Genomic DNA, 26,385 nt, shown 5'->3' on the forward strand with positions numbered 1-26,385 from the left:
GCCCCCTTCCCGTGCTCCTCGGGGATTCTTCCGCGTACGCCTCGCCCATGGGTCGCGTGTTTGAGAGTGACGCGCGTCCGCCAGGGATGTCAGGGACAGATCAGTGGGGCGGAGGAGGCACGCGCATGCTGAGAGTGTCGGACGAGATACGTGACGCGGTCGGAGCGGGGCGCCCGGTGGTGGCGCTGGAATCGACGATCATCGCTCATGGGCTGCCGCGGCCCCGGAATCTGCGGGTGGCCCTCGAACTGGAGGACGTCGTACGGGACGAGGGGGCGGTGCCCGCGACGATCGCCGTCCTGGACGGGCACCCTCATGTCGGCCTGGACAAGGCGCAGGTGGAGCGGATCGCCAACGAGGACGGCGTCCGCAAGCTGAGCCAGCGGGATCTGCCGCTCGCCATGGCGACGGGCGCCAGCGGTGCGACGACCGTCTCCGCGACGGCGCTGCTCGCGGCGCGTGCCGGGATACGGGTCTTCGCGACGGGCGGCCTCGGCGGCGTGCACCGGGGCTGGACGCGGACCCAGGACGAGTCGGCCGATCTGGGGCTGCTCGCCCGGACGCGGATCACCGTGGTCTGTGCGGGCGTCAAGTCGATCCTCGACGTGCCGGCCACGTTGCAGCGGCTGGAGACGCTGGGTGTGGCGGTGGCCGGGTACGGCACGGACCGCTTCCCCGGCTTCTATCTGGCCGACTCCGGGGAGCCGGTGGACTGGACGCTGCGCACCCCGGAGGAGGTGGCCCGGGTCATGCGGGCCCAGGACGACCTGGCGGCGCAGGAGTCGGCGCTGATCGTCGCCAACCCCGTACCCGAGGAGTCCCAGTTGGATCCGGCGCTGCACGCGCGCGTGCTGGAGAGCGGGTTGCGGGCCTGTGCCGAGGAGGGCGTCAGCGGTCAGGGCGTGACGCCCTTCCTGCTGGACCATCTGGTGCGGCACACCGACGGGGCCTCCCTGGAGGCGAACCTGGCGGCCGTGCGCGGGAACGTCCGCCTGGCCGCGCGGATCGCGGCGGCCCGGGCCCAGATGTGACGCAGGCCGGTGGGGCGCTGCTCGTCGTCGGCGACGTCGTCACGGATGTCGTCGCCCGGCATCGCGGGCCGCTCGCCCAGGGGACGGACACGGCGGCCCTGATCCGTACGGTGCCGGGGGGCGCGGGCGCCAACGTGGCCTGCTGGGCGGCGTACGCGGGCTGCCCCGATGTGGCGTTGCTCGGGCGGGTCGGCGCGGACTCGGTGCGATGGCACGAGGAGGCGCTGGTGCGGGCCGGGGTGCGGCCGCTGCTCGTGGTGGACGACGAGGCGCCGACCGGGGCCGTCGTGAGCCTCGTGGACGAGGACAACGGCGGCGAGCGGACGTTCCTGACGGACAGTGGGGCGTCGTTGCGGGTCGGGCCCGAGGACTGGTCCGCCGCGCGTCTGGACGGGGTGGGGTGGCTGCACCTGTCCGGGTATCTGTTCTTCTCCGGCTCCGGGCGGGCGCTGGTGTCCGTCGCATTGCGCGACGCACGCGCGCGTGGGGTGCCGGTGAGTGTGGATCCGGCGTCGGCCGGGTTTCTGCGGGGATTGGGGGTCGAGCGGTTTCTGGCGCTGGCCGAGGGGGTCGATGTGCTGGTGCCCAGCCGGGACGAGGCGGTGCTGCTCACTGGTGTCGAGGATCCGGGTGACGCCGGGGCGAAGTTGAGCGGGCGGTTCCCGGTGGTGGTCGTGAAGTCCGGGGCCGCGGGGGCGGTGGTCGCGCGGGGTGGGGTGGTGCGGGAGCGGGTGGGGGTCTCGGCGGGGGTGGTGGTGCGGGATTCGACGGGGGCCGGGGATGCGTTCACCGGGGCGGTGGTCGCTGCGCGGCTTCGGGGGGTTTCGTGGCGGGAGGCTGTGGGGGCGGGGTGTCGGGCCGGGGAGGTTGCGGTGGGGGTGGTCGGGGGGCGGCCGCCGGGGTGAGCGTGACGGGCGGGGCGCAGGGCCCCCAGGGTGTTGTTGGGGAGGGGGCGCGGTCGGTGGGCGGGTGCGGGGTGGTGGTGGGCTGAGCGCGCAGTTCCCCGCGCCCCCATCACGGCGCTTGGCCAAGGCGTCCATTTCGAGTGCGCGTTGTCGAGAGCCGAGCGCGCAGTTCCCCGCGTCCCCCATCGGGGCACCTCAGCTGCCACGTTCACCTTGAGTACGCGTCGTCGAAGGCCGAGCGCGCAGATCCCCGCGCCCCCTTCGGGGCGCCTCAGCTGCGGCGTTCACTTCGAATGCGCGTCGTCGAAGGCTGGGCACGCAGTTCCCCGCGCCCCTTTCGGGGCGGGCGGCTTCCTGTGCTCGTATCGCGGTGCCTCGGTTACTGGGCCTTTTTGCCCCATACCGAGATCAAGGGGGCCGTCGCCAGGTCCATCGTGCCTTCTGCCACGTTCGCCAAGTGGCGGTCGATCTCGGCGTTCGTGGCCAGGTTCGCCGAGACCAGGTCGGCTCGGATCTGTTCGACCGTGGCCGCTTCCAGAGCCGTGCAGGCGGGCGAGGTCAGGGGGAAGTACGCGTCCGCCTCCACCTGACGCAGACCGGCCTCGCGCAGCAGGCGCGGGAGTTTGCGGCCGTAGCTCAGGTCGGCGCCGCGCTCGGCGAGCAGGGAACGGAAGCCGTGGCGAAGCCGGTTGGCCAACTGCTGTTCGGGACCGTACTCGTCGGGGCAGAGCAGCGGCTGGAGGGCGGGGTCGGCGTCCTCGATGAGGAGGCGGCCGCCGGGGCGCAGCGCCTGGATCATGGACTGGAGCGCCCGCTCCCGGTCCGGGACATGGACCAGGACGAGCCGGGCGTGCACCAGGTCGAAGCTCTCGGCCGGCGGGGCGTCGACGCCGACGTCGTGCCGGCGAACCTCGACCGGTGAACGCGGCGAACTGGTCTGCCAGGACGTGTCGATGTCGGTGGCGAGCACGCGGCCGGTCGGCCCGACCTGCCGGGCGAGCCAGGACACCACCGAGGTGCCCCCTGCGCCGACCTCCCAGCAGCGCCAGCCGGATCCGATGCCGAGCCGCTCGATGTGACGGAACGTCGTGGGGTCGAACAGCGTCGACAGCGCGTCGAACCGCTGGCCCGCCTCGGGCCGCTGATTGTCGAGAAGGTATGCGTGGCCGCCGGATGGAGTCATGTCCCGATCATCCCAGCCCCACCGCGTATACCGGGCATTTGACCTGGCCGCGGACGTCTCCGTAGAGATCACCGCAGAGACCGCCCCGAAGAGATCCGGAGCGGAATCCTCCGTTCCCACAGGGCTCGACACGATGTCGGCGATCGCTGGCAGACTGGCTCGCCAGGTCGTCCTCACCAGCGGGACGACGGCCAGGTACCAGCACGTACGCACAGCGGCACGAGGAGCCGAGCATGTCGATGGCGGGCAATCTGCGAAGGGTCGGCAGCCTGCGCAAGGTGGGCGGGCTGCGGAGAGTCGCGCGTCTGGCACGCCGCAGACCGCGGGTCGACCTGAGCCACCCGGCGCGCTCCCCGCTCGGGTCGGCGGTGGTCAACTGCGTGACGTACCGGGACGGACGGCGGGAGACGGGCGGGCGGGACCTCGTCGAGGCGGTGCGCGCGGTGCGCAAGGCGGACGACGGGTTCGTGTGGCTCGGCCTGCACGAGCCGTCGGAGCTGGAGTTCGCCGACATCGCGGAGCTGTTCGATCTGCATCCGCTCGCGGTGGAGGACGCGGTCCACGCGCATCAGCGGCCGAAGGTCGAGCGGTACGGGACGACGCTGTTCGCCGTTCTGAAGACGGTCTGTTACGTCGAGCACGCGGAGCTGACGGCCACCAGCGAGGTCGTCGACACCGGCGAGATCATGGTGTTCGTCGGCCATGACTTCGTCATCACGGTGCGGCACGGACGGCACGGTTCGCTCGGACCGGTGCGCGAGTCGCTGGAGGCGAACGCGGAGCAGCTCGCCAAGGGGCCGGCGGCGGTGCTGCACGCCATCGCGGACAGTGTGGTCGACGACTATCTGACGGTGATCGACGAGGTCCAGGCGGACATCGACGAGGTCGAGACGGAGGTCTTCGCGAGGAACGGAGCACGGACCGATCCCGGCCGGATCTACCAGCTCAAGCGGGAGCTGCTGGAGTTGAAGCGGGCGGTGGCCCCGCTGTCCCGTCCGGTGCTGGAGCTGGCGGGGCGGCCGTTCCCGGCCGTGCCGCCGGAGATACAGGCGTACTTCCGTGACGTGTCGGACCATCTGCTGCGCGCGGTGGAGCAGATAGCGGCGTTCGACGAACTGCTCAACTCGATTCTGCAGGCCCATCTCGCGCAGGTGACGGTCGCGCAGAACGAGGACATGCGCAAGATCACGGCGTGGGCCGCGATCGTCGCGGTGCCGACGATGGGCTGCGGGATCTACGGCATGAATTTCGATCACATGCCGGAGCTGCACTGGCGGTTCGGCTATCCGCTCATGCTGTCCGTCATCGCCGGGATCTGCTTCGTGGTCTACCGGGGCTTCAAGCGCAACGGGTGGCTGTGACGGCGGGCCGCCCGGCCGGTCAGCCGCCGTTCCAGGCGGGATGGCGGGGGTCGTCGGCGCGGATGACGACATCGGCGTGCTCGGTGGGGGCGGTCTCGGAGTCGTAGCGGGCGAACGCCGGAAGGGTCCAGTGGTCGGACTCGGGGGTGCGGCGGCGCAGGGCGCCGGGCGACAGGCTCACATGGACCGTCAGGTCGAACGGGAACCAGTGGTTCAGGAGGAGAGGGCCGTGGAGCAACAGGACTCCGCCCGGCGCGAGCGGGACGGGGGCGCTGCGGGTGGCGCGGTCGGTGACCGGGTCCCACAGGTCGGGCAGGACGCGGCCGGTGCCGTCCGGTTCGAGGGGGCCGAACACCTCGCGCCACAGGGCGCCCGTGTCGAACCAGCCGGTGTAGTACGCCTCGACGTCCTCGTGCCCGTACTCGTAACGGAGGGAGGCCGGGCGCAGGAAGCCGTCCGTCGCGACGGGCAGCGAAGACCGGCCGCGCACGCGCAGCGCTTCGTGGACGCGGGCCGCGAGATCGCCGGGGCGGGCGGCCGGCGCCCCGTCGAGGGCGACCTTCGGCCAGGGGCCGCCGTCGGACGGCTTCAGGTCGAGCAGGCGCTCGGCGAGGGCGTCGCCCAGCCGTTCCCAGGTGATCGGTTCAAGTCGCACACGGTCCATGATGCCGGGCGGCGCGGGAGCGGTGGCCGAGTGTCCGGGGTGGGCATGACGTCGGTATGAGCGGCGTCGATCGTCCCTTTCCCGTCACGCGCGGTCCCCTTGTCTTCCAGCCGGTCAAGCGGCGGCGGTGCGGCGCGTGCCGGAGCGGGCCGCTCGCGCTGCTGGTGCTCGAGGACGGTCAGCCGCGCTGCCTGGACTGCGCGGACCTGGGGCATCTGGTGTTCCTGCCGCGCGGCGACAACGCGCTGACGAGGCGGGCGAGGGAGGAGAGCGGGCTGTCGGCGGTCGTGGTGCGGTTCCACCGGCGGCGGGGGCGGTACGAGCGGCAGGGGGTGATGGTCGAGGAGGAGGGGCTCGCGCGGGCCGAGGCGCGGTGTCTGGCCGACGCGGAGGCGCGAGCGCGGCGCCGGGAGCGGGATGCCGCGCGGCGGGCGGCGGAGGATGTGCGGTTCGTGGCGGCGTTCGCGGCGGAGATCCGTCGGCTGTTTCCCGGGTGTCCCGAGGCGCGGGCCCGGGCCGTCGCCGGGCATGCGGGGATGCGCGGCAGCGGGCGGGTGGGGCGCAGCGCGGCGGGGCGGGCGCTGTCGGAAGGGGCGGTGACGGCGGCCGTGCGCGCCGCGGTGCGGCACGGGGACACGCCGTACGACCGGTTGCTGATGGCGGGAGTGGCGCGGAGGGAGGCGCGGAGTCGGGTCGGCGGGGCGGTGCGGGCGGTGCTCGATGAGTGGGCGGCGGGCGGTTCCGCGGGGGCTGGTGAGGCGGCGGGTGCGGGTGATTCCGGGGAGCCGGGCCCAGGAGCGTGATCGAACGTGATGAATTCGGTATGCGGAAGGTGTTCATACATGAGTGGAAACCGCTCCCACTACGCACACATGTGCGGCATGATCCCCTCACATAACAGTCAGGGGGACGGACCAGGGGGGCCAGAGGATGATCGAGGGGCCGTATTTCGTTCTGGTGGTGCTCGGGGCGCTGTGGTGCGGAGTCGCGGCCGGGGTGTTCGTCGCGTTCTCGACCCTGGTCATGCGCGGGCTCGGCGCGCTGCCGGCCGCGCGCGGGATCGCCGCGATGAACTCGATCAATGTCGCCGCGATGACCCCCGCCTTCATGGTCGTCTTCATGGGTGCTGCCCTGCTGTGCGCGGTGATCGCGGTCGTGACGTTCGTGCTCTGGCCGGAGCCCGGAACCGTTGAGCTGCTCGTGGGGTGCGTGCTGTATCTGGCGGGGTCGTTCGGGGTGACCGTCGTGGCGAACATTCCGCGCAACGACGCGCTCGCCAAGCTGGCCGGCGACGAGGATTCGGAGCGCAGCGCGGCGTACTGGCGTCGCTATCTGAGCGAGTGGACCCTGTGGAACCACGTCCGGGGCGGCGCCGCGCTCGCCGCGTCGGCGGCGTTCGTGCTCTCCCTGACCTGAGCGCCCGGTTCGGCGGAACGGGCGGGGTGCACCGACCCGACGTATCGTGACGAAAGGTGTCACAGCGTAGGGAGAGGGCCATGGCCGACCCCAAGGGCTTTCTCACCACGCCGCGACAGGAGGCACCGCGCCGCCCGGTCGAGGAGCGGGTGCGCGACTGGGCCGAGGTCCACGTCCCCGGCGGGCTGCTGCCGATCGTGGGCGCGCAGGCGGACCGGTGCATGGACTGCGGGATCCCGTTCTGCCACGAGGCCTGCCCGCTGGGTAACCTGATCCCGGAGTGGAACGAGCTCGTGGCCCGGGACGACTGGCGCGCCGCGAGCGAGCGGCTGCACGCCACCAACAACTTTCCGGAGTTCACGGGGCGGCTGTGCCCCGCGCCCTGCGAGGCGGGCTGTGTCCTCGCCATCAATCAGCCCGCGGTGACCATCAAGAACGTGGAGGTGACGATCGCGGAGCGGGGCTGGGCCGAGGGTTTCGTCGCCGCCCGGCCGCCGGGGCGGCTCAGCGGGCGGACCGTCGCCGTCATCGGTTCGGGGCCCGCCGGGCTCGCGGCGGCGCAGCAGTTGACGCGTGCGGGGCACACCGTCGCCGTGTACGAGCGGGACGACCGGGTGGGCGGGCTGCTGCGGTACGGGATCCCCTCCTTCAAGATGGAGAAGTCCCAACTGGAGCGGAGAGTAGCGCAGTTGGTGGCGGAGGGCGTGCGGTTCCGTACAGGCGTGGAGATCGGGAAGCACCTCGGGGCCGACCGCTTGCGGGCCCGGTACGACGCCGTGATCGTCGCCACCGGGGCGACGGCTTGGCGGGAACTGGATTTGCCGGGGCGGGAGTTGGCCGGAGTCCATCAGGCGATGGAGTATCTGCCGCTCGCCAACCGGGTCTGTGAGGGCGATCTGGAGGTGTCACCGCTCTCCGCGGAAGGCAAGCACGTCGTCATCGTCGGCGGCGGGGACACCGGAGCGGACTGTCTGGGCACGGCGGTACGGGAACGGGCGGCGTCCGTCTCGCAGTTGGACATCTACGCCCGCCCCGGTGACGTGCGCGACGAGGCGGCCGAGCCCTGGCCGACGTATCCGAAGCTGTACCGGCTGTCGGCCGCGCACGAGGAGGCGGGTGAGCTGCGGACCGCCCCGGCTGCCGACGCGGACGCGCGGCTCTTCGCGGCGTCGACGCTCCGCCTCACCGGGGACGCGGACGGGCGGGTGCGGGAGGTGCACCTGGTCGAGGTGGACGCGGAGCGCAGGCCGCGGGCCGGGACGGAGCGCGGGCTGCCCGCCGATCTGGTGCTGATCGCGCTCGGCTTCCACGGTCCGGAGCGCCGGGCCGACGGATTGGCGGACCAGTTGGGGCTCGGGACGGGCGAGCGGGGCGGGTTCGCGCGGGACGCCACGTTCGCGACCGAGGTGCCGGGGGTGTTCGTCGCCGGGGACGCGGGGCGGGGGCAGTCGCTCGTGGTGTGGGCGATCGCGGAGGGACGGGCCGCCGCCGCGGCGGTCGACCGGTGGCTGACGGGGTCGACGCGGCTGCCGGCGCCGATCGGGGCACACGACCGCCCCATGGAGGTGTGAGACCCGCTCCAGCGGCCGGTGTCTCCGGCCGCGCGAGCCGTGTCAGTGGCCGTCGGTAGGGTGCGGCCTCATGACGGAATCGGAGGCGGGGCCGGGCGCGACACCGACGGCGGACTCGTGGCGGGACACGGCCGAGCGGATCGGGGTCGACCTGCACCTGGACCTGTCGGCCGCGGGAAGCCGGCGGGGTGCGCTGGCCGGCGCGCTGCGGGACGCCGTGCGGTCCGGGCGGCTGTCGCCCGGGACCCGGCTGCCGCCCTACCGCGCGCTCGCCGCCGACCTCGGCGTCGCCCGCAACACGGTCGCCGACGCCTACGCCGAACTCGTCGCCGAGGGCTGGCTCACCGCCCGCCAGGGATCGGGCACCCGGGTCGCGGAGCGGGCCCGGCCACCGGCCGGGAGCGGGGCCGGGCGGGCGCCCGAGGAGGTATCGGACAGCGATCCGGGGCCGGCGCACGACCTGCGGCAGGGCTCGCCGGACGCGTCGGCGTTCCCGCGGGCCGCGTGGGCGGCGGCGTACCGGCGCGCCCTGAATGCCGCGCCCGCCGCCGCCTTCGGGCCCGGCGATCCGCGGGGCCGTATCGAATTGCGGACCGCGCTCGCCGAGTACCTGGCGCGCTCGCGCGGGGTGCGCGCCGAACCCGGGCGGATCGTCGTCTGCTCGGGTTTCGCGCACGCGCTGCGGCTGCTCTACGGGGAGCGGGTGCTGCGCGGCCCGCTCGCCGTGGAGGAGTACGGGCTGGCGTTCCACCGTGAACTGCTGGTCGGGGCGGGGGTGCGGACGGTGCCGCTCGCGGTCGACGAACACGGAGCGCGGGTGGCGGAGTTGGGTGCGCTCGGCAGTGGGGTGCGCGGAGTGCTGCTCACCCCGGCGCACCAGTTCCCCATGGGTGGGCCGTTGCACCCGGAGCGGCGGGCCGCCGCGGTGGACTGGGCACGCGGGCGCGGCGGGCTGGTGGTGGAGGACGACTACGACGGGGAGTTCCGCTACGACCGCAAGCCCGTCGGGGCGGTGCAGGGGCTCGATCCCGAGCACGTCGTGTACGTCGGGTCGGTGAGCAAGAGCCTCTCCCCCGCGCTGCGGCTGGGGTGGATGGTGCTGCCGGGACACCTGGTGCGGGACGTGGTCGCGGCGAAGGGCGAGCGGGAGGGGTGGGCGAGCGCGCTGGACCAGCTGGCGCTCGCCGAGTTCCTGTCGTCGGGGGCGTACGACCGGCACGTACGGCGGATGCGGCAGCGCTACCGGGCGCGCAGGGACCTGCTGGTGTCGGCGCTGGCCGAGCGGGCGCCGTGGGCCGGGGTCAGCGGGGTCGCGGCGGGTCTGCACGCCGTGGTGCGGCTGCCCTCGGGACGGGAGCGGGACGTGCTCGCCGCGGCCCGGGCGCGGGGGATCGCGGTGGAGGGGCTGGCGGCGTTCCGGCACCCGGGGGCCGTGGACGGGGGCCACGGCCCGGGCGAGGAGGGCCTGGTCGTCGGTTACGCGGCGGCGGCCGAACGGGCGTACGGGGCGGCCGTCGAGGCGCTGTCCGGAGTTCTCGCGCACGTGGGACGAGCGGGCCCCGGGGCACCCCCGCGGACCCGGCCCGTGCTCCGGATCAGGACAGCAGGAAGTCCGCCGCCCCCGCCTTCGCTCCCTCGATGAAGGCCGAGATCTCGCTGAGCGTGTAGATCAGTGCCGGACCGTCCGGGTCCGAGGACTGGCGGACGGCGACGCGGCCGTCGGCCAGCTTCATCGCTTCGAGGCAGTTGCCGCCGTTGCCGCCGCTCCAGGGCTTGTGCCAGCCTTCGCCGCCGAGGTCGCGCGCGGGCATGCCGTTGTAGACAGGCTGGCCGTCGACTCCTCGTATCCGGTCCTTGATCTGGTCCATTCACAGCTCCTTGCGGAGATCGCTCAGGATCTCCTTTGTGCGTGGTGCGGTTGCGGCATGTGCCGCCATGCGGTCCATGACCTCCAGGTGGGTGGCCACCTCGGGGCGCGCGTCGAGGTAGACGGCGCCGGTCAGGTACTCGCTGTAGACCATGTCGGGCAGTTCCGGCACGGCGAACCGGAACAGCACGAAGGGGCCGTAGGTGCCCGGGTGCGGGCCGGACGCGAACTGGGCGACCTGCAGCGTCACGTTCGGCAGCTCGATCACTTCGAGCAGCCGGTCGATCTGGCCGCGCATCACCGCCGCGTCGCCGACCGGGCGGCGCAGCGCCGTCTCGTCCATGACCATCCACAGACGCGGCGCGTCCTCGCGGGTGAGCAGGGTCTGGCGCTGCATGCGCAGAGCGACGTGCCGCTCGACGAGGCCCGGGTCGTCGACCAGCGCGCGGCCGATCGCCCCGGACTGCAGCACCCCGCGCGCGTACTCCTCGGTCTGGAGCAGGCCGGGCACGAAGTGCGGCTCGTAGGACCTGATGAGCGAGGCGGCGCCCTCCAGGCTCACGTACATCGAGAACCAGCCGGGCAGGATGTCGTGGAACCGCTGCCACCAGCCCGGCTTGTTCGCGTCCTCGGCGAGCTGCACGAAGGCGTCGGCCTCGGTGTCGGTGACGCCGTAGGACTTCAGGAGCATCTGCAGGTACGGAATCTTGAGCGCGACCTCGGCGGTCTCCATGCGGCGGACCGTCGCGGCGGTTACACGGAGTACTTTCGCCGCGTCCTCGCGCTTGAGGCCGGCGGCCTCGCGCAGGTCCTGGAGACGGCGCCCGAGAACCACCTGACCGACCGTCGGCGCGGACCGCGGTTCACTCACGCCGCATCCCTCCCAGCAGTCCGACCCGTCGTCCGACTCGTTGTCCCAGTGTCTGAAGTCAGCCGCGCCCAGACGCGTACGACCGTGCGAGAAAGCCGAAAACCGGCCGTTCAGAGGCCGATCACCGGTTCATTCCCACACGGTTCGCGTCACAGGAGCCGCCATGCGGCGGGCTGCAGTCAGCAGTCTGCCATGCCTGCTCCGCGAGGCACACTGCACTCTGCACTTTTCAGAGTGGCTCTTGCCAAGTGTTCACGACGGGGCGATAGTGGCAAGCGTGATTCCGTCCGCGCCCTTAGGAACAGCAGCCGACGAAGCTACGTTCGGTGACCGTCTGGGTACGTCGCCCATGTTCGCGGTCCGCCGCAGCAGCTTCGAGCTGGCTCCCCACCCGGGCTCCGCCGCACAGGCCCGGCGCATGACGCGCACCCAGCTGACCGGGTGGGGCGCGTGCGAGGACACCTGTGACGCGGCGGCCCTCGTCGTCTCGGAGCTGGTGACGAACGCCATCGTGCACACCGCCAGCCGCCGTATCCACTGCGAGCTGCACGATCTGCGCGGCGGCGACGGGGACGACGGGCAGGGCGAGCGCGTGCGGATAGCCGTCCGCGACGAAGGACGCATGCCGGGCGAGCACCGTCCCGCCGGCCGGATCGCCCCTGAGGAGGAGCACGGCAGAGGGCTGCTCCTGGTCGCCGCGGTCTCCACCGCGTGGGGCGCCCAGGAGACCGGCCCCGGCCTGCTGGTCTGGGCGGAACTGCCGCGGCGGACCGGCGCGGGGAGCACGGATCCCGGACCCGTGCCGGACGCGCCCGACGGAAGCGGCTGGGTCTGGTGAGCCCGGCGACTCGACACGGACCCGGCACCTGACGCCGGTGTGAACCATCGCCCGGACCGGCCGGGCGGCGATCGACAAGCGTGCTGAACGGGAACGGATGGGCGTGGTGACGACGGGCACTTTGCGGACGATGCAACTGGACTCGCTGACCGGGCTCGCCCGGCGACGGCGGATACGGGATCCGCATCCACCCGCACCCGTGCGTCTGACCGTGCCGGACGGCATGACCGCGCCGCTCGGCTGCGACGCGGTGGCCGTTCCCGAGAGTTTCGCCCGCGCGATGACGCGGCGGCTGCCCCGGATGGGGTGTGTGTACGCGGCCGAGGGGCACTGGTGGTGGCTCGTGCCATCGGATTCGGACGTGGCGCTCGAATGGCCCGCTCCGGCGCGCTACACGGCGGGCGCCGTGGTGCCGGACGCGGCGCGCGTCCCGGATCTCATCCACTGCCCCGAGGGCGCGGTGCCCTACACGCCGCCGATTCCGCTGTATCTGGCGCTGTGCCGGGTCACGGGGACGACGCCCGTCTGGTCCCGGTCGGTCGGCACGTCGTAGAGCGCGCCCGAAGGTTGCCGGGTGCCCGCGGGTGACGGCCGCTCAGGGGGCGCGGAGCGCGCACCGGCGAGGACGTCGGGGCTCCCGCTCCCGGCGTCCCGCGCCGAGCCCCCCGTCCGTGTGGTTCGGCTCCGAGAGCTCCGAGAGCTCCGACGACCCGGACGGTCCCGATCGGTCTCGTCGTCAAAGGACGGTGGTGCCACCACCGTAGCCGCGCACCGGCGCGGCGTCTCGGCTCCGGCACCACCCATGACGTGCACAGGACACCATCTGGCCACGATCAGGCCACCGGCTGCGCCGCCTCTCGTACGATCACGAGAAACGCGTCGGTCGCCAGGTCCATGACCACCTCGGCCGGCCTGCCCTCCAGCCGACACCGGTTCGCGAACTCCTCTGCGGGCCAGGAGCCGCGAGGCCCTCCGGCCGGGAAACGCTGCAACACCACTCGTCCGTTGATCATCGCTCGTCCCTGTCCCCCGTGTCGTACCTGAAGCCCGGGCTCCGGTTAGGCTCCGGCGCCCTGTGTGAAGGAGAACGCTGACAGGGCGGGCAAGGACTCGCAACGTGACGAGAATGACACCGAGTTGAGACGAGGTCAGGTCGCGCGGGACGGCCGTCAGTCGACGTACTCGTCGTGATAGCGCACGCGCGCACTGCCCGCGGGCGCCCCCAGAGACGTCGCCCGTCCCTCAGGTTTCTCCCATGCCTCCTGCCGGCCGAGGGCGGTGAGGTCCAGGAGGTTCGTGGTGAAGCCGATGTTGTCCAGGCCGCGGTCGAAGGCCGAGTACGTGTGAAAGATCCGCTCACCCGTGCGCAGGAAGCAGCTCAGTGCGGGCCGCTCCTGAAGTTCACCGCCCGCGGCCCCGTCCGGCCGCACCCGCACGGTGGCGCCGAAGTCCAGGTTGAAGTCGCTGAGGCTGGAGGAGTACCAGGGCAGGGTCCAGCCCAGTCGCGCCTTGAACGGCAGGATCTTGGTGAAGGGGGCCCTGGAGACCGCCGCGAACGCCGTGCCGCGGGCCCGCAGATGGGCCAGGTGCCCGATCTGGTCGAGGAAACCGGAGCAGCTGGCGCAGCCCGCGTCCCACTCCGGGGCGAACATGAAGTGGTAGACGACGAGTTGGCGCCGCCCCTCGAACAGGTCGAGGAGTTCGGCCTTTCCGTCCGGGCCCTCGAAGGCGTACGCCTTGTCGATCTCCACCATGGGCAGCTCGCGCCGCCGGGTGTTCAGCGCGTCGCGCGCCCGGGTCGCCGCCTTCTCCAGGGCGAGCAGTTCCTCGCGTGCGGCCTGCCACTCCTGGCGGGTGACCACCTTCGGCAGCCCCATGGTTCCTCCTCGGGTCGGATCTCTCGCAGGGGTGACCGGGGGCGGGCGCGGAACTCATCGGTCCCGCGGGAAGAACTTCGCGGAGTCCGGGGGCACATGGCGCCCCTGTCCGCTAAGAACGCACTGTTGTCCGCTGAGCCGTGCGCCATCACAATGCTCATGCCAACACGGCAGAGGCACACTCCACCCATGCACCACTCTCGGCACGGGAGAGGACCCCCCACATGAAGAAGTCACTCGCCGCCGCAGCGTTCGGCGTCGCTCTGATCGGTGCAACCGCCGCCCCGGCAATGGCCGCTGACGGTTCGTCGACCGCCGGTCCCGCGGTCAAGGCGGTGTCCTTCGCCGGCACGGTCGCGCTCAGCAACTGTTCCGGCTCGGTCGTCCGCGTCCCCAACTCCCAGCCGTCCGACCCGGCGCTGGTGATGTCGAACGGCCACTGCCTGGAGTCCGGTTTCCCGGGTCCGGGCGAGGTCGTGGTGAACAAGGCGTCGTCCCGTACGTTCAGCCTCCTGAACTCCGCCGGCAGCAAGGTCGCGACGCTGCGGGCGAGCAAGGTGGCGTACGGCACGATGACGGACACGGACGTCTCGCTGTACCAGCTGACCTCCACGTACGCGCAGATAGAGAGCTCGTACGGGATCAAGGCCCTGGAGCTGTCGGCCGCCCACCCGACGCAGGGCACGGCGATCAGCGTGGTCTCCGGCTACTGGAAGAAGAAGTATGACTGCTCGATCGACGGGTTCGTCTACCGCCTCAAGGAGGGCGCGTGGACCTGGAAGGACTCGGTCCGCTACACCTCCGCCTGCCAGACGATCGGCGGCACCTCGGGCTCGCCCGTCGTCGACCAGACGACCGGCAAGGTCGTCGCGGTGAACAACACCGGTAACGAGGACGGCCAGCAGTGCACGGAGAACAACCCGTGCGAGGTGGACGCGAACGGCAAGGTCACGGTGCGCCAGGGCATCAACTACGCGCAGGAGACGTACGGGATCGTGCCGTGCGTCGTCGCCGGCAACAAGATCAACCTGTCGGCGCCGGGTTGCACACTGCCCAAGCCCTGACAGCGGTGGCCGGGCGCTCCCCTTCCCGGGGGGGGCGCCCGGCTCCCGGCCTCGATGGCAGCGTCGTCACGCGACCTGGAGTACCCCGCGTCCGCGAGTGCGGTGGTCAGGCGAGGCGAGATCGCGAAGATGACGCGCCCGTCGGTGTCTTGGCCGGCGACGATGCGCGGCTCACCGGCTTCGACGAGTTCCTCGAAGCTGCCGCCGGCCAGGAGGCAGTCCCTCCCCCTCGACCACTGCTTCTTCGGATCGCGTCGGCGCCACGGATGGCGTGCCGGACGCGAACGAGGCCCCGTGACGACGGCCGGGATCAGGTTCGGCGCCGGTCGCGGCACCAAACGCACCTCCCCAGAAGCGATTTGAGCGACCGGAGATCACAATTCGGCGCTCACTGCCCGATTCTGTTGACCCGTCCTGCCGCATGCTCGTACTGTCGCCGCGACCAGATGATCCGCTCATATTTTTGCCTTGGTTTGACTTCTTCGGGGGAGGGGGCTGCCGTGCTTTCTGTCATGGGCAGGATGAGTGGGGTGCTCGCCACCCACGAACAGGTGACGGCGTCGACCAGGTCGGAGGATCGCTCACTCCTCCCGCGGCACCGAACCTGACCTTCCGATGCCTGACGTGCCCCGACACCCGTGGGCGCGCCCTCGACCCTCCACCGGGCGACTCGTACGCACATCGTTGATCACCAGTACGGCGTTCGTCCTCGTGTCCGCGGCGGCCCGGCCCCGGCTTCTCCCCGTCTGTTCGGACCGGAGCAGCTGAGCGAGCCCCCGACCGGTCTGTCGCCCTCCCGCGCGCCACAGGCCGTTCTCTCCGCACCCCCTGCCCCTTACCGCGAACCGCCGCTTCCGGCTGTCCGCTTCGCCACCCCGCGCGCCCCAAGGAGATCCAGTGCGCTCTCGACCAAGGCAGCCAAGGCTGCTCACGCTCCGATCACGAAGATCAGCGGTCTTCGCCCGCGCCGTCACGGCCGTCACCACGCTCGCGCTGCTCGGCGGCCTGGCCACCCAGTCCGGTCCCGTCGTCCCGGACGATCGCGTCGCGAAGGCCTCCGACTCGCAGGACTGGTACGTCGACACCCCCGCCGAGCTGCTGCGCCAGGACCAGTGCCTGATGTCGGACGTCCTGCGCCTGGGCGGGCCCGCGATGGCCACGACCGCGAAGGACGGGCTCAACCAGACCCCGGAGAAGCTGCGGCAGCTGGCCGACCGGCAGTACTGGGAGGAGACTCCGCTCGCCACCGCGTACAAGTCCGACAAGGACGCGGCGCTGGCCGAACTGAACCGGCTCGACGCGCTCCACGACAGCTGGAAGATCAGCGGCCTCGAGACACCGGGCGGCTTCGATTCCGTCGCCGCCTTCGAGTGGCCGCCCGGGACCAGTGGCGACGACGGCCAGGACTTCCACTCGCAGACCGGTCTGACGGCGTGGATCGCCGACCGGTTCTGGAAGAACGAGAGCGACTTCTACGAGGACGCGACCCCGCCCGCCGACGCGAAGACCGTCGCGGCGGTCAAGGCGCTGGGCCAGCCGCTGTACGGCAGTGACCCCGACCCCTCCGGACCGGACTGGAACCGGCAACTCGCCCTGCGCGACGCCTACAAGCACCTCACCGACTGGAGCCTGGAACCGACCGGCGCGGACAACGCCCGCCTCTTCCTGGGCTCCGGCGGCTTCCCGAGCCGGGCACCCGCGCCCGGCACCGCCGAGCACCGTGTCATGGTCGAGGACCTCAAGTCCCGCTTCGCCGCGTGCGCGTGGCGTGACCCGATGGACCCGGAGCAGGTCCTCGGCGAGGTCACCGCGACCGCCGCGACCGAGTGGCAGCAGGAGATCGCCTCCCAGGCCGCCAAGCGCAACGATGTCCTGGTCGCCAACAAGAACGCCGTCCAGGCGCTCACCACAGCCTCCGAGTCGATGGGCAAGCTGCTCGGCCACTCCTGGGTCGCCGACCACATCACCCGCTGGCAGGACTACTGGTCCTCGGGCGGCATCGGCTGGATCGGCACCTCTCCGATGGCCGTGCAGATCCCGGGCGCGAGCGGCAAGTGCCTGGGGGCGCAGGGCTCGGCCACCGCGAACGGCACGCCCGTCGAGGTCGTCGCCTGCTCGTCGGCGGCGGCCCAGCAGTGGCGCTTCAACGGCGGCTACGGCGAGGGCTACAGCCTGCAGAACGTCAACTCGCAGAAGTGTCTCGACGTCGCCTCCGACCGTACGAAGATCCAGCTCTGGACCTGCAACGGCACCCCCATGCAGGTGTGGAAGTTCAGCGTCCGAGCCGCATCGACCCTGCAGAACGTGGGCGCGGGCAAGTGCCTGAACTTCCCCGCGTACACGGCCGGGCAGGACGCGCTCGCCGCCACGTGCGGCACGGCCGCCACGCAGAAGGTGCTCTTCAAGGTCTCCGAGCACAACGGCACGGTTCCCGCGTCGGCACAGTTCACCAAGGCGTCGGCACGGCTCAGCGCCTCCCGTTCGGGAGCGGCGGCCGAACTGGCCGAGCTCAAGCGCCAGGCGACGGCAGCGACGAACGCCCAGACCGCCAGCACCACCGCCGAGCAGGCGGCGTACGCGATCGCCGACGCGGCGGGCGCGCCGCGCGGTCGCGGTCTGCTGGTCGGGCAGCAGAAGGCCCAGGTCACCCAGGGTGCCGCAGCGGCCGTCGCCGCGCTGGTGAAGGCCGGTGAGACCGCCGAGGCCGCCACCCGGGCCGCCGCGGCGGACAGCGCCACGATCGCCCAGCGCGCCCTGGCGCAGGCCGCCCAGTCCAAGGCGGAGTTCCGCAGGGCGGCGGCCTACCGGGCCGAGCTGCAGGCGAAGGCCGCCGCCGACGCGGCCAAGCTGCACCGGGACAACGCCAAGAAGGAGAAGGAGACCGCCGAGGCCCAGCTCGCGGTGGCGCTGAAGGCGGAGGGCGACGCGAAGGTCGCCGCGGCCGACGCGCACGCCAAGCGGCTCGCGGCGGAGGCCGAGGAGAAGACGGCGAAGGCGGAGAAGGAGACCGCCGCCGCCAAGCAGGCCGAGGCCAACCAGCACAAGCTCAACGCCCAGGGCGAGGCCACCAAGGCGCAGGACGCGCAGAAGAAGGCCGAGAGCGCCGAGTCCACCGCCGTCGCGCGCAAGAACGACGCGGTCGAGGCCCGCGACAAGGCCAAGGCCAAGCGGGACGACGCCTGGGAAGCCGAGCAGAAAGCGGACGCGGCGCGTGCCAAGGCCGACGCCAAGGAGGCGTACGCGCACTCCCTCGACGCGGGTGACGCGGCCGACGCGGCGCGTACCGCCGCCGACGAGGCCGACCGGCACGCCGACGACGCGGAGGCCGCCGCGGAGCGGGCCCGTGGCGAGGCCGACGCCGCCACCCAGGCGGCCGCCGACGCCGACGCCGCCGCCACCCGCGCGGAGGCCGCGGCCAAGCGGGCGCGCTCGGACGCGGACGCCGCGCAGGCCGCCAAGCTCCGGGCCGACGCCGCGGTGAAGACCGCGACGAGCGCCGCCGCCCAGGCCATCCAGGCCTCGCAGCGCGCCGCCCAGGAGGCTGCCGAGGCCGTCAAGCAGGCGGCCGAGGCCGAGAAGCAGGCCAAGCTCGCCAAGGCCAACGCCGATGCCGCCAACAAGGAATCGATCAAGGCCCTCGCCGCCGCGGCCAAGGCCACCGGCTACGCCTACGTCACCGCCCAGGCGGCTGCCGACGCGGGCGAGGCCGCCGCGCAGGTCGCCAAGCCGGCCAACGACGCGATCCAGATCGGTTCCCCGTACGTCACCACCGACTCCGCCGCGAGCCTGGTCGTCCTGACCGGACAGGCGTCGAAGTCGATCGCGGAGCAGCAGCAGGCCGTCGCCGACGCCCACGCCAAGAACGCCCAGGAGGAGGCGGCGGCGGCCAAGAGCATCGCCGAGCAGGCGGTCGGCGACGCCAAGGCGGCCTACCAGCACGCGGCGAACGCGGCGCAGTACGCGTCCGACGCGAAGGGGTACGCGAAAGAGGCCCTCGGGTACTCCGCCCAGGCAGCGTCCGCAGCGGCCAAGGCCTCCCAGTCGCTGGCCCGCACGGTCGAGTACGACCGCCAGGCCACCGAGGACGCGGCAGCGGCGGACCAGGCAGCGGGCCGGGCCGAGGGCTATGCCTCACAGGCCCGCGCTTCCGCCGACGCCGCGGCCCTGGACGCGGCGGCCGCCCGCGACGCCGCCGCGGTGGCCGAGCAGGCCGCCAAGGACGCCCGCGCCGCGGCCGACCGGGCCGACACCGCCGCGACCGAGGCGGAACAGGCCGCCAAGGACGCGGACAGGTACGCCAAGGAGGCCCAGGAGGCCGCCGACCGCGCGGAGAAGGCCGACAAGGGCCAGCAGATCGAGACGGGCACCGTGCCCGACGGAGCCGGTGGCTTCGTCGGCAACATGTACTACGTCGTCGACCACTACGAGTACGTGGGTGACCCCGAGACGGTCAAGCAGACCAGCGGCTGCGAAGGGTTCCTCAACAACCTCTTCTACAAGGGCGACTGCACCCTCACGGTAAAGATCCGGTACAAGGCCGTGCTCGACCTGTACCTGTGCGGCGCCGACGACCTCGACCCGTCGGTCTACACCTGCCCGGCCGCCGCGAGCACCTACGTGGACACGATCACCACCAAGGAGCTGGCCCAGGAGGTCACCCACACCATCACGATCGCCGAGTTCCAGCAGGGGGTCGACCCGGTCGACATCCTCTTCGGCAGCTGGATCAAGTGCGTCCAGAAGATCGCGCCGGGGGGCCAGCAGGGCAGCTGGGGCGGATGCGGCTGGGCCGCCCTGGACGTCGGGCTCCTGTTCGCCGGAAAGATCATCGGGCCCATCGCGAACGCAGTGAGGGCCGCCGACGCGGCCGCTCGTACCGGAATCGGGGTCGCGGACGCCTACCGGGCACTGCGGACCCTCGGCCTCAGCGAGACCGCCATCGAGGGCATCGGGGCCCGGGCGCTGCGCGCCGTCATGGACAGCTGCACCAGGCCCAAGGCCAAGGTGACGAGCCGAGCGGCGGCCGCGTCCGGCATCAACCCCTGCGAGGGGATGATCACCTACCTGAGCAACGAGCTCAGCCGCATGGCGTACAAGGCCAGGGTCGGCGCCGGCATCAGCACCGGCCGCAACGTGGGCGTCGCGCGCGTCCCGGGATGGAACGACCCCAAGACCGGGGACCTCGTGGTCGGTTTCAGCAAGGGCGACGGCTACCACTCGGAGAACCACATCCTGGACCAGCTGAAGGCGAAGGGCTTCAGTCCGAAGCAGATCACCGAGTTCTACTCTGAGCGCAGCCCCTGCGACGTCTGCGCGCCGATCCTGGAGGGCGCGCTGGAACCCGGCGTGCCGATCTACTGGACGGTGCCGAACGGCCCCGGCTCCGGTGACCTGTTGTGGAGCATCATCAAGCCGCTCGGGGGGAGGAGCGCCCTGCGCAAGACGGCGGAGGAGTAGACGGCGTCCGGGGAGGGGCGCGCTCAGGAGACATCCCTCCCCGGGCCCGCACCACGGCGCGGAGGTTCACAACCCCACCCAGAGAGCGAGCGACCACAGTGACCGACGACTTCGGATTCCTCCGGGCCTCGGAGGAAGACCTCGCCGCCCGGGCCGCACTCGCCGACCGGACGGTCTCCGCCCTGCGCCGGGCGGGACTGCCCGCCTGGCGGGAAGGCGTTGACGAGCCCGCGACCTCCGGCGCCGTGGTCCGTACCGAACCCGACGCCGAACTTGCCTCCGCCGCGGTCTCGGTGAGCTGGCGCGCGTCGGACGACGTACTGGACGCGGCGGTGGAGGCCCTGGCCGCAGGACGACCAGGGGCTCCCGAGGTCAGGCGCCCGGGACTGGACGGCCTGCGGATGCGATCCACGCTGATCGAGGTGCTGATCCGCGCGGGGCTCCTCGTGACCCCCGACAACGACACCATGAACCCGGACCACGTCCTCGTCTTCGGGCACACGGACGATCTGCCGCCGGCGCTGCGCCCCACTTTCGTGCGACCCCGGCACTGAGGTGGGCGGCAACCGGCATCAATGCCCTCACGATCGACCGGACAGGGGCTAGGCGGCCAGTTCCGCGAGGAGGCCGCCGATGCGTTGGGCGCACTGCGGCGGCACGCTTCCCGTGTCGTCGACCTGGACCGCGCACGCGGTGGTGGTGTCGACGAGCCGTTCCAGCACGACGGTCACCCGGCGCGCGCCGTCCGAGTGCCGGGCCACGACGGGCAGTTCGGCGGCGGCGAGGTCGACGGCGGCCCGGGCCTGGGCCAGCGTCCGGTACGCCTCGCGGCGCAGCGCCCACCGCCTGGCCCGGTCCTGCGGCCGCCCGGAGTCCTCGCTCAATACGTACCGTACGTAGGCGTGGGCGGCCTCGCGCGCGGCGGCGACCCGCACCCGCACGCCGCCGCCGCGGTGGGCGCCGGGCCCCGGAAGGTGCCCGGCGACCAGCACGATGGCGCAGGCCAGCAGCGTCTCGGTGATCCGTCCCGCCGACGCCTGCGGTTCGCCGCCCACCATGACGAGGGACAGCACGAGCACGGTGACGACCGCGGTCTGCGCGGCGAAGTGCCGTGTGGCCACGGGGATCAGCGCCCCGCACAGCGCCACGAGCGCGACGAGTCCGGCGGGGCGGGGCAGCAGCGCGGCGAGTCCGGCGAACGCGGCGGCGCCCGCGACGGTTCCGGCGGCCCGGCACAGGACGCGCGAGGCGAGCGGCCCGAGGTCGGGCTTGACGAGGAAGACGGCGGTGGCGGGCAGCCAGTACCAGTGCAGGGGATGGAGTGCCTGGGCGACGGCGGCGCTGGCCCCGAAGGAGAGCCCGACGCGGAGCCCGTACTCGCGCCCGCCGGGCCCGGCCGCTCTGCGCAGCACGGTCCGGGGGCTGTTCCGGTGCCGCGGCTGGGCGGGCGCCCTGCCTCCGTCGAACACCTCGGCGGCCCGCAGCAGCGCCTCGTCGAGCGCGCGCAGGCCCGCGTCGCGGCGGGCGGGCGCGGGCAGCGGCCCCACCGGGGAGCCGGTCCGTACGGCGGCGGCGAGCCGGCGCGGCCCTTCCGCGGCCCGCCCGGGCACGGTCTTTCCGGTCCAGGCCAGCGCGGTGGCGGCCTCGGCGAGCGGGAGCGCGGCGGCGTACTGCGCCCGCAGTTTCCGGGTCGCGGCGCCGCCTCCGCGTCCGCCGCGCAGGGCGTCCTGGGCCTGGTCGAGCGCGGCGGTCAGGGCGGCGCGGCGATTCCGGGAGTCGGTCCGCCCGGCGGCCTCGATGAGCTGGGCCACGGCCTCGTAGACCGCGGCGACGGCGACGCGCTCACCGTCGTAGAGATAGCCGAGTCCGCGGCCGGGGCGGCGGCCCGTCGGCTTTCCGGTGCGGGCGGCGGGCGAGGGCAGTGCGACGCGCAGGGCGATCAGCCAGGCGGCGCCGCCGACGAACAGCAGCGCCCGTTGCCAGCCGGGCTCCGGCAACGGCATCCCGGCGCCGACGGCCACGGTCACCAGTACCTGGGTACCGGCGGCGGACGCGACGGGGCCGACGGCGCTGACCGCGCCGCCGAGGAGCCCGAGCACGGCGAACGCGGCGACGATCACCACGCCGTACCCGACGCCGCCCCCTTCTCCCGCGAACGGGCTGAGGGCCGTCCCGACGATCATGCCCGCGCCACCGGCGAGCGCGGGTCCGCCGAGCCGGGTGAGGGCGGCGAGCCGGGGGCCGGGCCGGTCGTTGACTCCGGCGAGCATGGCGCCGAGGGCGAGCAGGACGCCGCTGGACGGGCTCCCGGCGAGGACACCGGCGAGGAGCAGCGGTCCGGCGGCGAGCGCGCCGCGCAGGACGGCGGGCCACGGGACCGGGGCGCGCTGGGCGCGCAGGGCGTGCCCGAGCCAGGGCGGAAGCGGGCGGCGGGGCAAGACGGGCTCCTGTCGTACACGGGGGTACCGGACGACATCGGCCAGACCTGAACTGGTCCTTCTACGGTAACGGCAGTTCATGGAGGGGAAGGAACGCCCGCATTTCCGCAATGTGACACTTGACCGTGCCCACACCCTCGACCAGTGACGCCCCTCACACGGCCGACGACGCCGGCTGGCCGGACGCCCCCGGCGACACGGCCCTCACGATCCACGTCCCCGAGGCGGACCATCTGGTCCGCACTCCGGCGCGGGCGCATGTGACGGTCCTCTATCCGTTCCTGCCGCTGCCCCGGGTCACCGGGGAGACGGACGGGGCGCTGCGGGAGCTGTTCGCGGCGGTCCCGGCCTTCACTCTCCACTTCGGCGAGCTGTCGCGCTGGCCGGGCGTCCTCTACCTGGCCCCGTCCCCCGCCGGTCCGCTGCGCGCGCTCACCGGGGCGCTGCGGCGGAGGTGGCCGGAAGCGGTCCCCTATCGCGGCGTCTTCGGCGACGCGGGCCTCGACCCGCATCTGACCCTGGCGAGCGGCGCGGGCACCGACGGCATTCCAGACGCCGACTTCGCCCCGCATCTCCCGCTCCGCGCACCGGTCACCGAGGTGCGCCTGATCGTGTCGGACGGGCCCGGAACCCCGTGGCGGGATCTGCGCGCCTATCCGTTGGGCCCGGCTCCGTCGGGAACGCCGCCGTCGGGCACGGCTCCGTCGGGCACGGCCTGACGGGCTTCGGCGACAGCGGCGGCCAGCAGTTCCTCGGCCCGGTCGACGAGTTCGACGAGCCCGAGGCCGGGGTCGCTGACAATGGCGTCGATGTCCCGCAGTCCGGCCCGCTCCAGCAGCCGCTTCTCGTTGGTCACCCATTCCCCGCGGGCGGCGAGCACGGCGTGCGCGGCGGACTGGGCGGCGACGGCGACGGCCCCGACGACCTCGGTCCGCCCGCCCTTCGGCGCGTTCCCGGCCCGCGCGTAGTGCAGGGTGATCCGGGCCCGCCCCCACCACTCCTCGGGCGCGGTGCGGCGCAGCGCTTCCGGGTATCCGTCGGGCTTCGGCGCCGTGCCGCGCAGGACGCGGTTGACGGCGAGTTCGGCGACGACGAGGTAGCTCGGGATCCCGGCGAGGTGGAACATCAGCGGCTCCACCCGGAACCGCCCGGCCTCGGCGTCGGCCAGCACCCGCTCGATGTCGTCGAGATCGCGGTAGTGCACGTCGACGCGCCGCCCCTCGACGCTGAACCATCCCCCGCCGTTGAACACCCCGCCGCCCCACCCGCCGATCTCGCTGGCCTCCCCCTCCCACCCGACCGCCCGCAGATACCGCGGCGCGAACAGCCCCTCGCCGCCCCGGTAGTAGACGGCGGTGTCCCAGTCGCTGTCGGCGGTGTGGGTGCCTTGGGCGCGGGAGCCGCCGAGGGAGACGGCATGGACTCCGGGGAGGGCGGCGAGAGTGTCGGCGAGGCGGTCGAGGAAGGCGGCGTCGGCGGCCGTCGTGGCGTCAGGGGGTACGGGCATGGGGCACAGTATCCAGACACCACCCACACAGTTCGATTGCAGGGTCATCAACCGCATCCGGAACCGGTGGCGTTGGCGAAACAGGACCGGCTGGAACAGGAAGAACCCACGCCCGCGCCCCTGAGCAGGAAGCACATGCCGTCGAAGAGCCCCACAAGACGCGCCGTATCGTATGTATGTACGCATGAGTCCGGGGTAACCGCAGGCGTGCGGGGAGAATTATTCACACGACGAGAGGCAGGACTGGCGGCAATGAGTACCGTGGCAGTTCACGAACAGGCGCACATCACGGCCGGTCAGGTCGAGGCGAGTCTGATCGAGCGCGCCTACGCCGATCCCGCCTCCGTGCGGCCGAAGGACGCCCGCGAACTGGGCAAGCACTTCTTCGACCGTCTCGCCCAGCTCGAAGAGGGCACGCACGAGTACAGCTACGTGCGCAATGTGCTGATCGAGATGAACCTCTCCCTGGTGCGGTACGCGGCCTCGCGCTTCAAGCACCGCGGCCAGGAGGAGATGGAGGACATCGTCCAGGTCGGCACGATCGGTCTGATCAAGGCGATCGACCGGTTCGAGCTGTCCCGCGAGGTCGAGTTCACCTCCTTCGCCGTTCCTTACATCGTCGGTGAGATCAAGCGCTTCTTCCGCGACACGTCGTGGGCCGTGCACGTGCCGCGCCGGCTCCAGGAGGCGCGGATAGAGCTGTCCAAGGCCACCGAGGAGCTGCACACGCGCCTCGGCCGTACGCCCTCGACGGCGGAGCTGGCCGAGCTGATGCAGCTCGACGTGTCGGAGGTCGCCGAGGCGCAGAAGGCGTCCAACGGCTACAACAGCGTCTCCCTCGACGCGGCGGTCAACGGCTCGGACGACGAGTCCGACACCATGCTGGCCGACTTCATCGGCGTCGACGAGGACCGGTTCGAGCTCGTCGAGAACTTCCACTCCCTCGCGCCGCTGGTCGCGGATCTGGACGAGCGGGACCGTCGTCTGATCCATCTGCGCTTCGTCGAGGAGCGCACCCAGCAGGACATCGCCGACGAGCTCGGCTACTCGCAGATGCACGTCTCCCGTCTGATCACCAAGGTCGTGGGCAAGCTCCGCGCCGGTCTGATGGCCGCCGAGTGACAGCCCGCCCCCGAAGTACTGACAAGAAGTACTGACAAGAAGTACTGACAAGAAGTACTGACAAGAAGTACTGACAAAGGCTCTGGCCGCCCGTTCGAACGGGCGGCCAGAGCCTTTTCGGTGGCCGGACGGGCCGGTCACCCGGTGCGGGCGCCCTCCGCCGGGCTCTCCCACACACCCGTCGGCGCCTCGACCACGTCCAGGAACATCTGGTCGGCCTCCGGCCAGCGCTCGTGCACCGTCCGCTTGATGCGTTCGCTGACCAGCTCCAGCTGCTCGCTCTCCAGGCCGGGAACCAGATCGACGCGGGCCGCGACCAGCGTCGAGTCCATGCCGAGGCGCATGATGTGCAGGGCCGCGACGGCCTCGATCTCCGGCTGGGCGTCGAGCAGTTCTTGGATGTCGTGGTGCAGCTGCGGGTCGCCCTCGCCGATCAGCTGGTCCCGGGCGCTGCTTCCGAGGCGGTAGGCGACGAACACCAGCAGGATGCCGATGATCAGCGACGCGGTCGCCTCCCACTCGATGTGGCCCGTGGTGCGGTGCAGCACCAGACCGGCGGCCGCCAGTACGACGCCGATGACGGCGGTGGCGTCCTCGGCGAGCACGGTGCGCAGCGCCGGGTCCGAGCCGATGCCGTCGCCGGGCTGTTTGCGCACCTGGTGCACGGCGCGGGCCAGTGAGGTGCCCTCGGCGAGGAAGGCGACGCCCAGCACCGCGAGCCCGACGACGAACCCGCTCTTCGACTCCTCGGCGCCGCCCTGGGTGAACGCCTCGTACGCCTGGAAGAAGGAGAAGCAGCCGCCCATGACGAAGATCCCGACGGCGGCGAGGAGCGACCAGAAGAACCGCTCCTTGCCGTACCCGAAGGGGTGCTGGCGGTCGGCCGGGCGCCTGCTGCGCCGCAGCGCGGCGAGCAGGAACACCTCGTTGAGGCTGTCGGCGACCGAGTGGGCCGCCTCGGAGAGCAGCGCGGGCGACCCGGCGAAGAGTCCGCCGACCGCCTTGGCGACGGCGATCAGCAGATTCGCGCCGAGTGCCACCAGCACCGTGAACCGCGTCTTGCGATCCTCCGATGAGGGCTCCGGCTCGGATGATGTGTCGGTCGGTGTATCGGTCACGTCGGCATCTCGCAGTCGTCGGGGAGAGGGAAACGCTTGGCAGCGTCCTTCCGGATAACCGGGGCCGATGCCCGTAAACCCGGCACTCCCACCGG

At 72.4% G+C, this 26,385-nt stretch carries 23 protein-coding genes; 14 read left to right on the plus strand and 9 right to left on the minus strand.

The genetic code is table 11. The features are described from left to right. Positions 1 to 125 precede the first annotated feature (125 nt). Complete coding sequence (locus tag ABII15_RS09885) at positions 126 to 1,031, plus strand: pseudouridine-5'-phosphate glycosidase (protein WP_353941908.1); 906 nt, start codon at positions 126 to 128, stop codon at positions 1,029 to 1,031. Further along, positions 1,028 to 1,936, plus strand: a complete 909-nt coding sequence (locus ABII15_RS09890; RefSeq protein ID WP_353941909.1) for a PfkB family carbohydrate kinase — start codon at positions 1,028 to 1,030, stop codon at positions 1,934 to 1,936. The genes ABII15_RS09885 and ABII15_RS09890 overlap by 4 nt, the downstream gene beginning before the upstream one ends. A 379-nt stretch (positions 1,937 to 2,315) precedes the next feature. Here ABII15_RS09890 and ABII15_RS09895 read toward each other — a convergent pair whose 3' ends face one another. Next, positions 2,316 to 3,119, minus strand: coding sequence for a methyltransferase domain-containing protein (locus ABII15_RS09895; protein ID WP_353941910.1), 804 nt, complete (start codon positions 3,117 to 3,119; stop codon positions 2,316 to 2,318). A gap of 233 nt (positions 3,120 to 3,352) precedes the next feature. Here ABII15_RS09895 and ABII15_RS09900 point away from each other — a divergent pair, with 233 nt between their 5' ends. Continuing rightward, the gene (locus ABII15_RS09900; RefSeq protein ID WP_353941911.1) at positions 3,353 to 4,480 is read left to right on the plus strand and encodes a magnesium and cobalt transport protein CorA; all 1,128 of its coding nucleotides are present in this window, start codon (positions 3,353 to 3,355) and stop codon (positions 4,478 to 4,480) included. 19 nt (positions 4,481 to 4,499) lie between these two features. On the opposite strand, the gene ABII15_RS09905 is transcribed toward ABII15_RS09900, so the two are convergent. Then, positions 4,500 to 5,144, minus strand: a complete 645-nt coding sequence (locus ABII15_RS09905; protein ID WP_353941912.1) for a uridine kinase — start codon at positions 5,142 to 5,144, stop codon at positions 4,500 to 4,502. A gap of 56 nt (positions 5,145 to 5,200) precedes the next feature. On the opposite strand from ABII15_RS09905, the gene ABII15_RS09910 reads away from it, so the two are divergent. The 4 genes from ABII15_RS09910 (at position 5,201) to ABII15_RS09925 (ending at position 9,773) form a co-directional block, all read left to right on the plus strand. Further along, positions 5,201 to 5,947, plus strand: coding sequence for a DUF2293 domain-containing protein (locus ABII15_RS09910; protein WP_353941913.1), 747 nt, complete (start codon positions 5,201 to 5,203; stop codon positions 5,945 to 5,947). Between the two features lie 127 nt (positions 5,948 to 6,074). Beyond that, positions 6,075 to 6,560, plus strand: coding sequence for an anthrone oxygenase family protein (locus tag ABII15_RS09915; protein WP_353941914.1), 486 nt, complete (start codon positions 6,075 to 6,077; stop codon positions 6,558 to 6,560). Positions 6,561 to 6,640: 80 nt separating this feature from the next. Continuing rightward, entirely contained in the window at positions 6,641 to 8,131 is a 1,491-nt protein-coding gene (locus ABII15_RS09920) for a glutamate synthase subunit beta (protein WP_353941915.1), read from the plus strand. A gap of 70 nt (positions 8,132 to 8,201) precedes the next feature. Further along, complete coding sequence (locus ABII15_RS09925) at positions 8,202 to 9,773, plus strand: PLP-dependent aminotransferase family protein (RefSeq protein WP_353941916.1); 1,572 nt, start codon at positions 8,202 to 8,204, stop codon at positions 9,771 to 9,773. Here the strand turns inward: ABII15_RS09925 and ABII15_RS09930 are convergent. Continuing rightward, positions 9,727 to 9,999 carry a DUF397 domain-containing protein gene (locus ABII15_RS09930; RefSeq protein WP_353941917.1) on the minus strand — a complete coding sequence of 91 codons (273 nt, stop codon included), beginning with the start codon at positions 9,997 to 9,999 and terminating at the stop codon, positions 9,727 to 9,729. The two genes, ABII15_RS09925 and ABII15_RS09930, sit on opposite strands and share 47 nt — an antisense overlap. Further along, positions 10,000 to 10,869 (minus strand): helix-turn-helix transcriptional regulator, encoded by an 870-nt coding sequence (locus tag ABII15_RS09935; protein WP_353941918.1) that lies wholly within the window; start codon positions 10,867 to 10,869, stop codon positions 10,000 to 10,002. A 349-nt stretch (positions 10,870 to 11,218) separates the two neighbouring features. Here ABII15_RS09935 and ABII15_RS09940 point away from each other — a divergent pair, with 349 nt between their 5' ends. Continuing rightward, positions 11,219 to 11,707: an ATP-binding protein gene (locus tag ABII15_RS09940; RefSeq protein WP_353941919.1), complete on the plus strand. Its 489-nt coding sequence runs from the start codon at positions 11,219 to 11,221 to the stop codon at positions 11,705 to 11,707. A gap of 97 nt (positions 11,708 to 11,804) precedes the next feature. Then, entirely contained in the window at positions 11,805 to 12,260 is a 456-nt protein-coding gene (locus ABII15_RS09945) for a hypothetical protein (protein WP_353941920.1), read from the plus strand. 280 nt (positions 12,261 to 12,540) lie between these two features. On the opposite strand, the gene ABII15_RS09950 is transcribed toward ABII15_RS09945, so the two are convergent. Next, positions 12,541 to 12,720, minus strand: coding sequence for a hypothetical protein (locus ABII15_RS09950; RefSeq protein ID WP_353941921.1), 180 nt, complete (start codon positions 12,718 to 12,720; stop codon positions 12,541 to 12,543). Between the two features lie 156 nt (positions 12,721 to 12,876). Further along, positions 12,877 to 13,584, minus strand: a complete 708-nt coding sequence (locus tag ABII15_RS09955) for a DUF899 domain-containing protein (protein ID WP_353941922.1) — start codon at positions 13,582 to 13,584, stop codon at positions 12,877 to 12,879. A 224-nt stretch (positions 13,585 to 13,808) separates the two neighbouring features. Between ABII15_RS09955 and ABII15_RS09960 the strand changes: the two genes are divergently transcribed. From ABII15_RS09960 to ABII15_RS09970, 3 genes are all read left to right on the plus strand, one after another. Next, positions 13,809 to 14,648 carry a serine protease gene (locus ABII15_RS09960; RefSeq protein WP_353941923.1) on the plus strand — a complete coding sequence of 280 codons (840 nt, stop codon included), beginning with the start codon at positions 13,809 to 13,811 and terminating at the stop codon, positions 14,646 to 14,648. A 1,119-nt stretch (positions 14,649 to 15,767) separates the two neighbouring features. Beyond that, a complete protein-coding gene (locus ABII15_RS09965) occupies positions 15,768 to 20,105 on the plus strand; it encodes an RICIN domain-containing protein (RefSeq protein ID WP_353947008.1) in 4,338 nt (1,445 codons plus the stop codon). A gap of 98 nt (positions 20,106 to 20,203) precedes the next feature. Continuing rightward, the gene (locus ABII15_RS09970; RefSeq protein ID WP_353941924.1) at positions 20,204 to 20,659 is read left to right on the plus strand and encodes a hypothetical protein; all 456 of its coding nucleotides are present in this window, start codon (positions 20,204 to 20,206) and stop codon (positions 20,657 to 20,659) included. A gap of 48 nt (positions 20,660 to 20,707) precedes the next feature. On the opposite strand, the gene ABII15_RS09975 is transcribed toward ABII15_RS09970, so the two are convergent. Continuing rightward, a complete protein-coding gene (locus ABII15_RS09975; protein ID WP_353941925.1) occupies positions 20,708 to 22,543 on the minus strand; it encodes an FUSC family protein in 1,836 nt (611 codons plus the stop codon). Positions 22,544 to 22,668: 125 nt separating this feature from the next. Here ABII15_RS09975 and ABII15_RS09980 point away from each other — a divergent pair, with 125 nt between their 5' ends. Beyond that, entirely contained in the window at positions 22,669 to 23,262 is a 594-nt protein-coding gene (locus ABII15_RS09980) for a 2'-5' RNA ligase family protein (RefSeq protein WP_353941926.1), read from the plus strand. Here ABII15_RS09980 and ABII15_RS09985 read toward each other — a convergent pair. Beyond that, positions 23,196 to 24,050: a nucleotidyltransferase domain-containing protein gene (locus ABII15_RS09985; protein WP_353941927.1), complete on the minus strand. Its 855-nt coding sequence runs from the start codon at positions 24,048 to 24,050 to the stop codon at positions 23,196 to 23,198. The genes ABII15_RS09980 and ABII15_RS09985 overlap by 67 nt on opposite strands. Before the next feature lie 252 nt (positions 24,051 to 24,302). Between ABII15_RS09985 and ABII15_RS09990 the strand changes: the two genes are divergently transcribed. Further along, positions 24,303 to 25,172: a SigB/SigF/SigG family RNA polymerase sigma factor gene (locus tag ABII15_RS09990; RefSeq protein ID WP_353941928.1), complete on the plus strand. Its 870-nt coding sequence runs from the start codon at positions 24,303 to 24,305 to the stop codon at positions 25,170 to 25,172. A 137-nt stretch (positions 25,173 to 25,309) separates the two neighbouring features. On the opposite strand, the gene ABII15_RS09995 is transcribed toward ABII15_RS09990, so the two are convergent. Beyond that, complete coding sequence (locus ABII15_RS09995) at positions 25,310 to 26,290, minus strand: cation diffusion facilitator family transporter (RefSeq protein WP_353941929.1); 981 nt, start codon at positions 26,288 to 26,290, stop codon at positions 25,310 to 25,312. Positions 26,291 to 26,385: the final 95 nt, after the last annotated feature.

This window comes from Streptomyces sp. HUAS MG91 (assembly GCF_040529335.1).
Taxonomy (GTDB): domain Bacteria; phylum Actinomycetota; class Actinomycetes; order Streptomycetales; family Streptomycetaceae; genus Streptomyces; species Streptomyces tabacisoli.

Excerpts from the sequence above, each read along its gene's own strand:
- ABII15_RS09920 (WP_353941915.1), top strand. The coding sequence starts at position 6,641 with ATGGCCGACCCCAAGGGCTTTCTCACCACGCCGCGACAGGAGGCACCG.
- ABII15_RS09945 (WP_353941920.1), top strand. The coding sequence starts at position 11,805 with ATGGGCGTGGTGACGACGGGCACTTTGCGGACGATGCAACTGGACTCG.
- ABII15_RS09965 (WP_353947008.1), top strand. The coding sequence starts at position 15,768 with ATGTCGGACGTCCTGCGCCTGGGCGGGCCCGCGATGGCCACGACCGCG.
- ABII15_RS09905 (WP_353941912.1), bottom strand. The coding sequence starts at position 5,144 with ATGGACCGTGTGCGACTTGAACCGATCACCTGGGAACGGCTGGGCGAC.
- ABII15_RS09900 (WP_353941911.1), top strand. The coding sequence starts at position 3,353 with ATGTCGATGGCGGGCAATCTGCGAAGGGTCGGCAGCCTGCGCAAGGTG.
- ABII15_RS09910 (WP_353941913.1), top strand. The coding sequence starts at position 5,201 with ATGAGCGGCGTCGATCGTCCCTTTCCCGTCACGCGCGGTCCCCTTGTC.
- ABII15_RS09985 (WP_353941927.1), bottom strand. The coding sequence starts at position 24,050 with ATGCCCGTACCCCCTGACGCCACGACGGCCGCCGACGCCGCCTTCCTC.
- ABII15_RS09895 (WP_353941910.1), bottom strand. The coding sequence starts at position 3,119 with ATGACTCCATCCGGCGGCCACGCATACCTTCTCGACAATCAGCGGCCC.
- ABII15_RS09925 (WP_353941916.1), top strand. The coding sequence starts at position 8,202 with ATGACGGAATCGGAGGCGGGGCCGGGCGCGACACCGACGGCGGACTCG.
- ABII15_RS09930 (WP_353941917.1), bottom strand. The coding sequence starts at position 9,999 with ATGGACCAGATCAAGGACCGGATACGAGGAGTCGACGGCCAGCCTGTC.
- ABII15_RS09915 (WP_353941914.1), top strand. The coding sequence starts at position 6,075 with ATGATCGAGGGGCCGTATTTCGTTCTGGTGGTGCTCGGGGCGCTGTGG.
- ABII15_RS09990 (WP_353941928.1), top strand. The coding sequence starts at position 24,303 with ATGAGTACCGTGGCAGTTCACGAACAGGCGCACATCACGGCCGGTCAG.
- ABII15_RS09955 (WP_353941922.1), bottom strand. The coding sequence starts at position 13,584 with ATGGGGCTGCCGAAGGTGGTCACCCGCCAGGAGTGGCAGGCCGCACGC.
- ABII15_RS09960 (WP_353941923.1), top strand. The coding sequence starts at position 13,809 with ATGAAGAAGTCACTCGCCGCCGCAGCGTTCGGCGTCGCTCTGATCGGT.
- ABII15_RS09940 (WP_353941919.1), top strand. The coding sequence starts at position 11,219 with ATGTTCGCGGTCCGCCGCAGCAGCTTCGAGCTGGCTCCCCACCCGGGC.
- ABII15_RS09950 (WP_353941921.1), bottom strand. The coding sequence starts at position 12,720 with ATGATCAACGGACGAGTGGTGTTGCAGCGTTTCCCGGCCGGAGGGCCT.
- ABII15_RS09885 (WP_353941908.1), top strand. The coding sequence starts at position 126 with ATGCTGAGAGTGTCGGACGAGATACGTGACGCGGTCGGAGCGGGGCGC.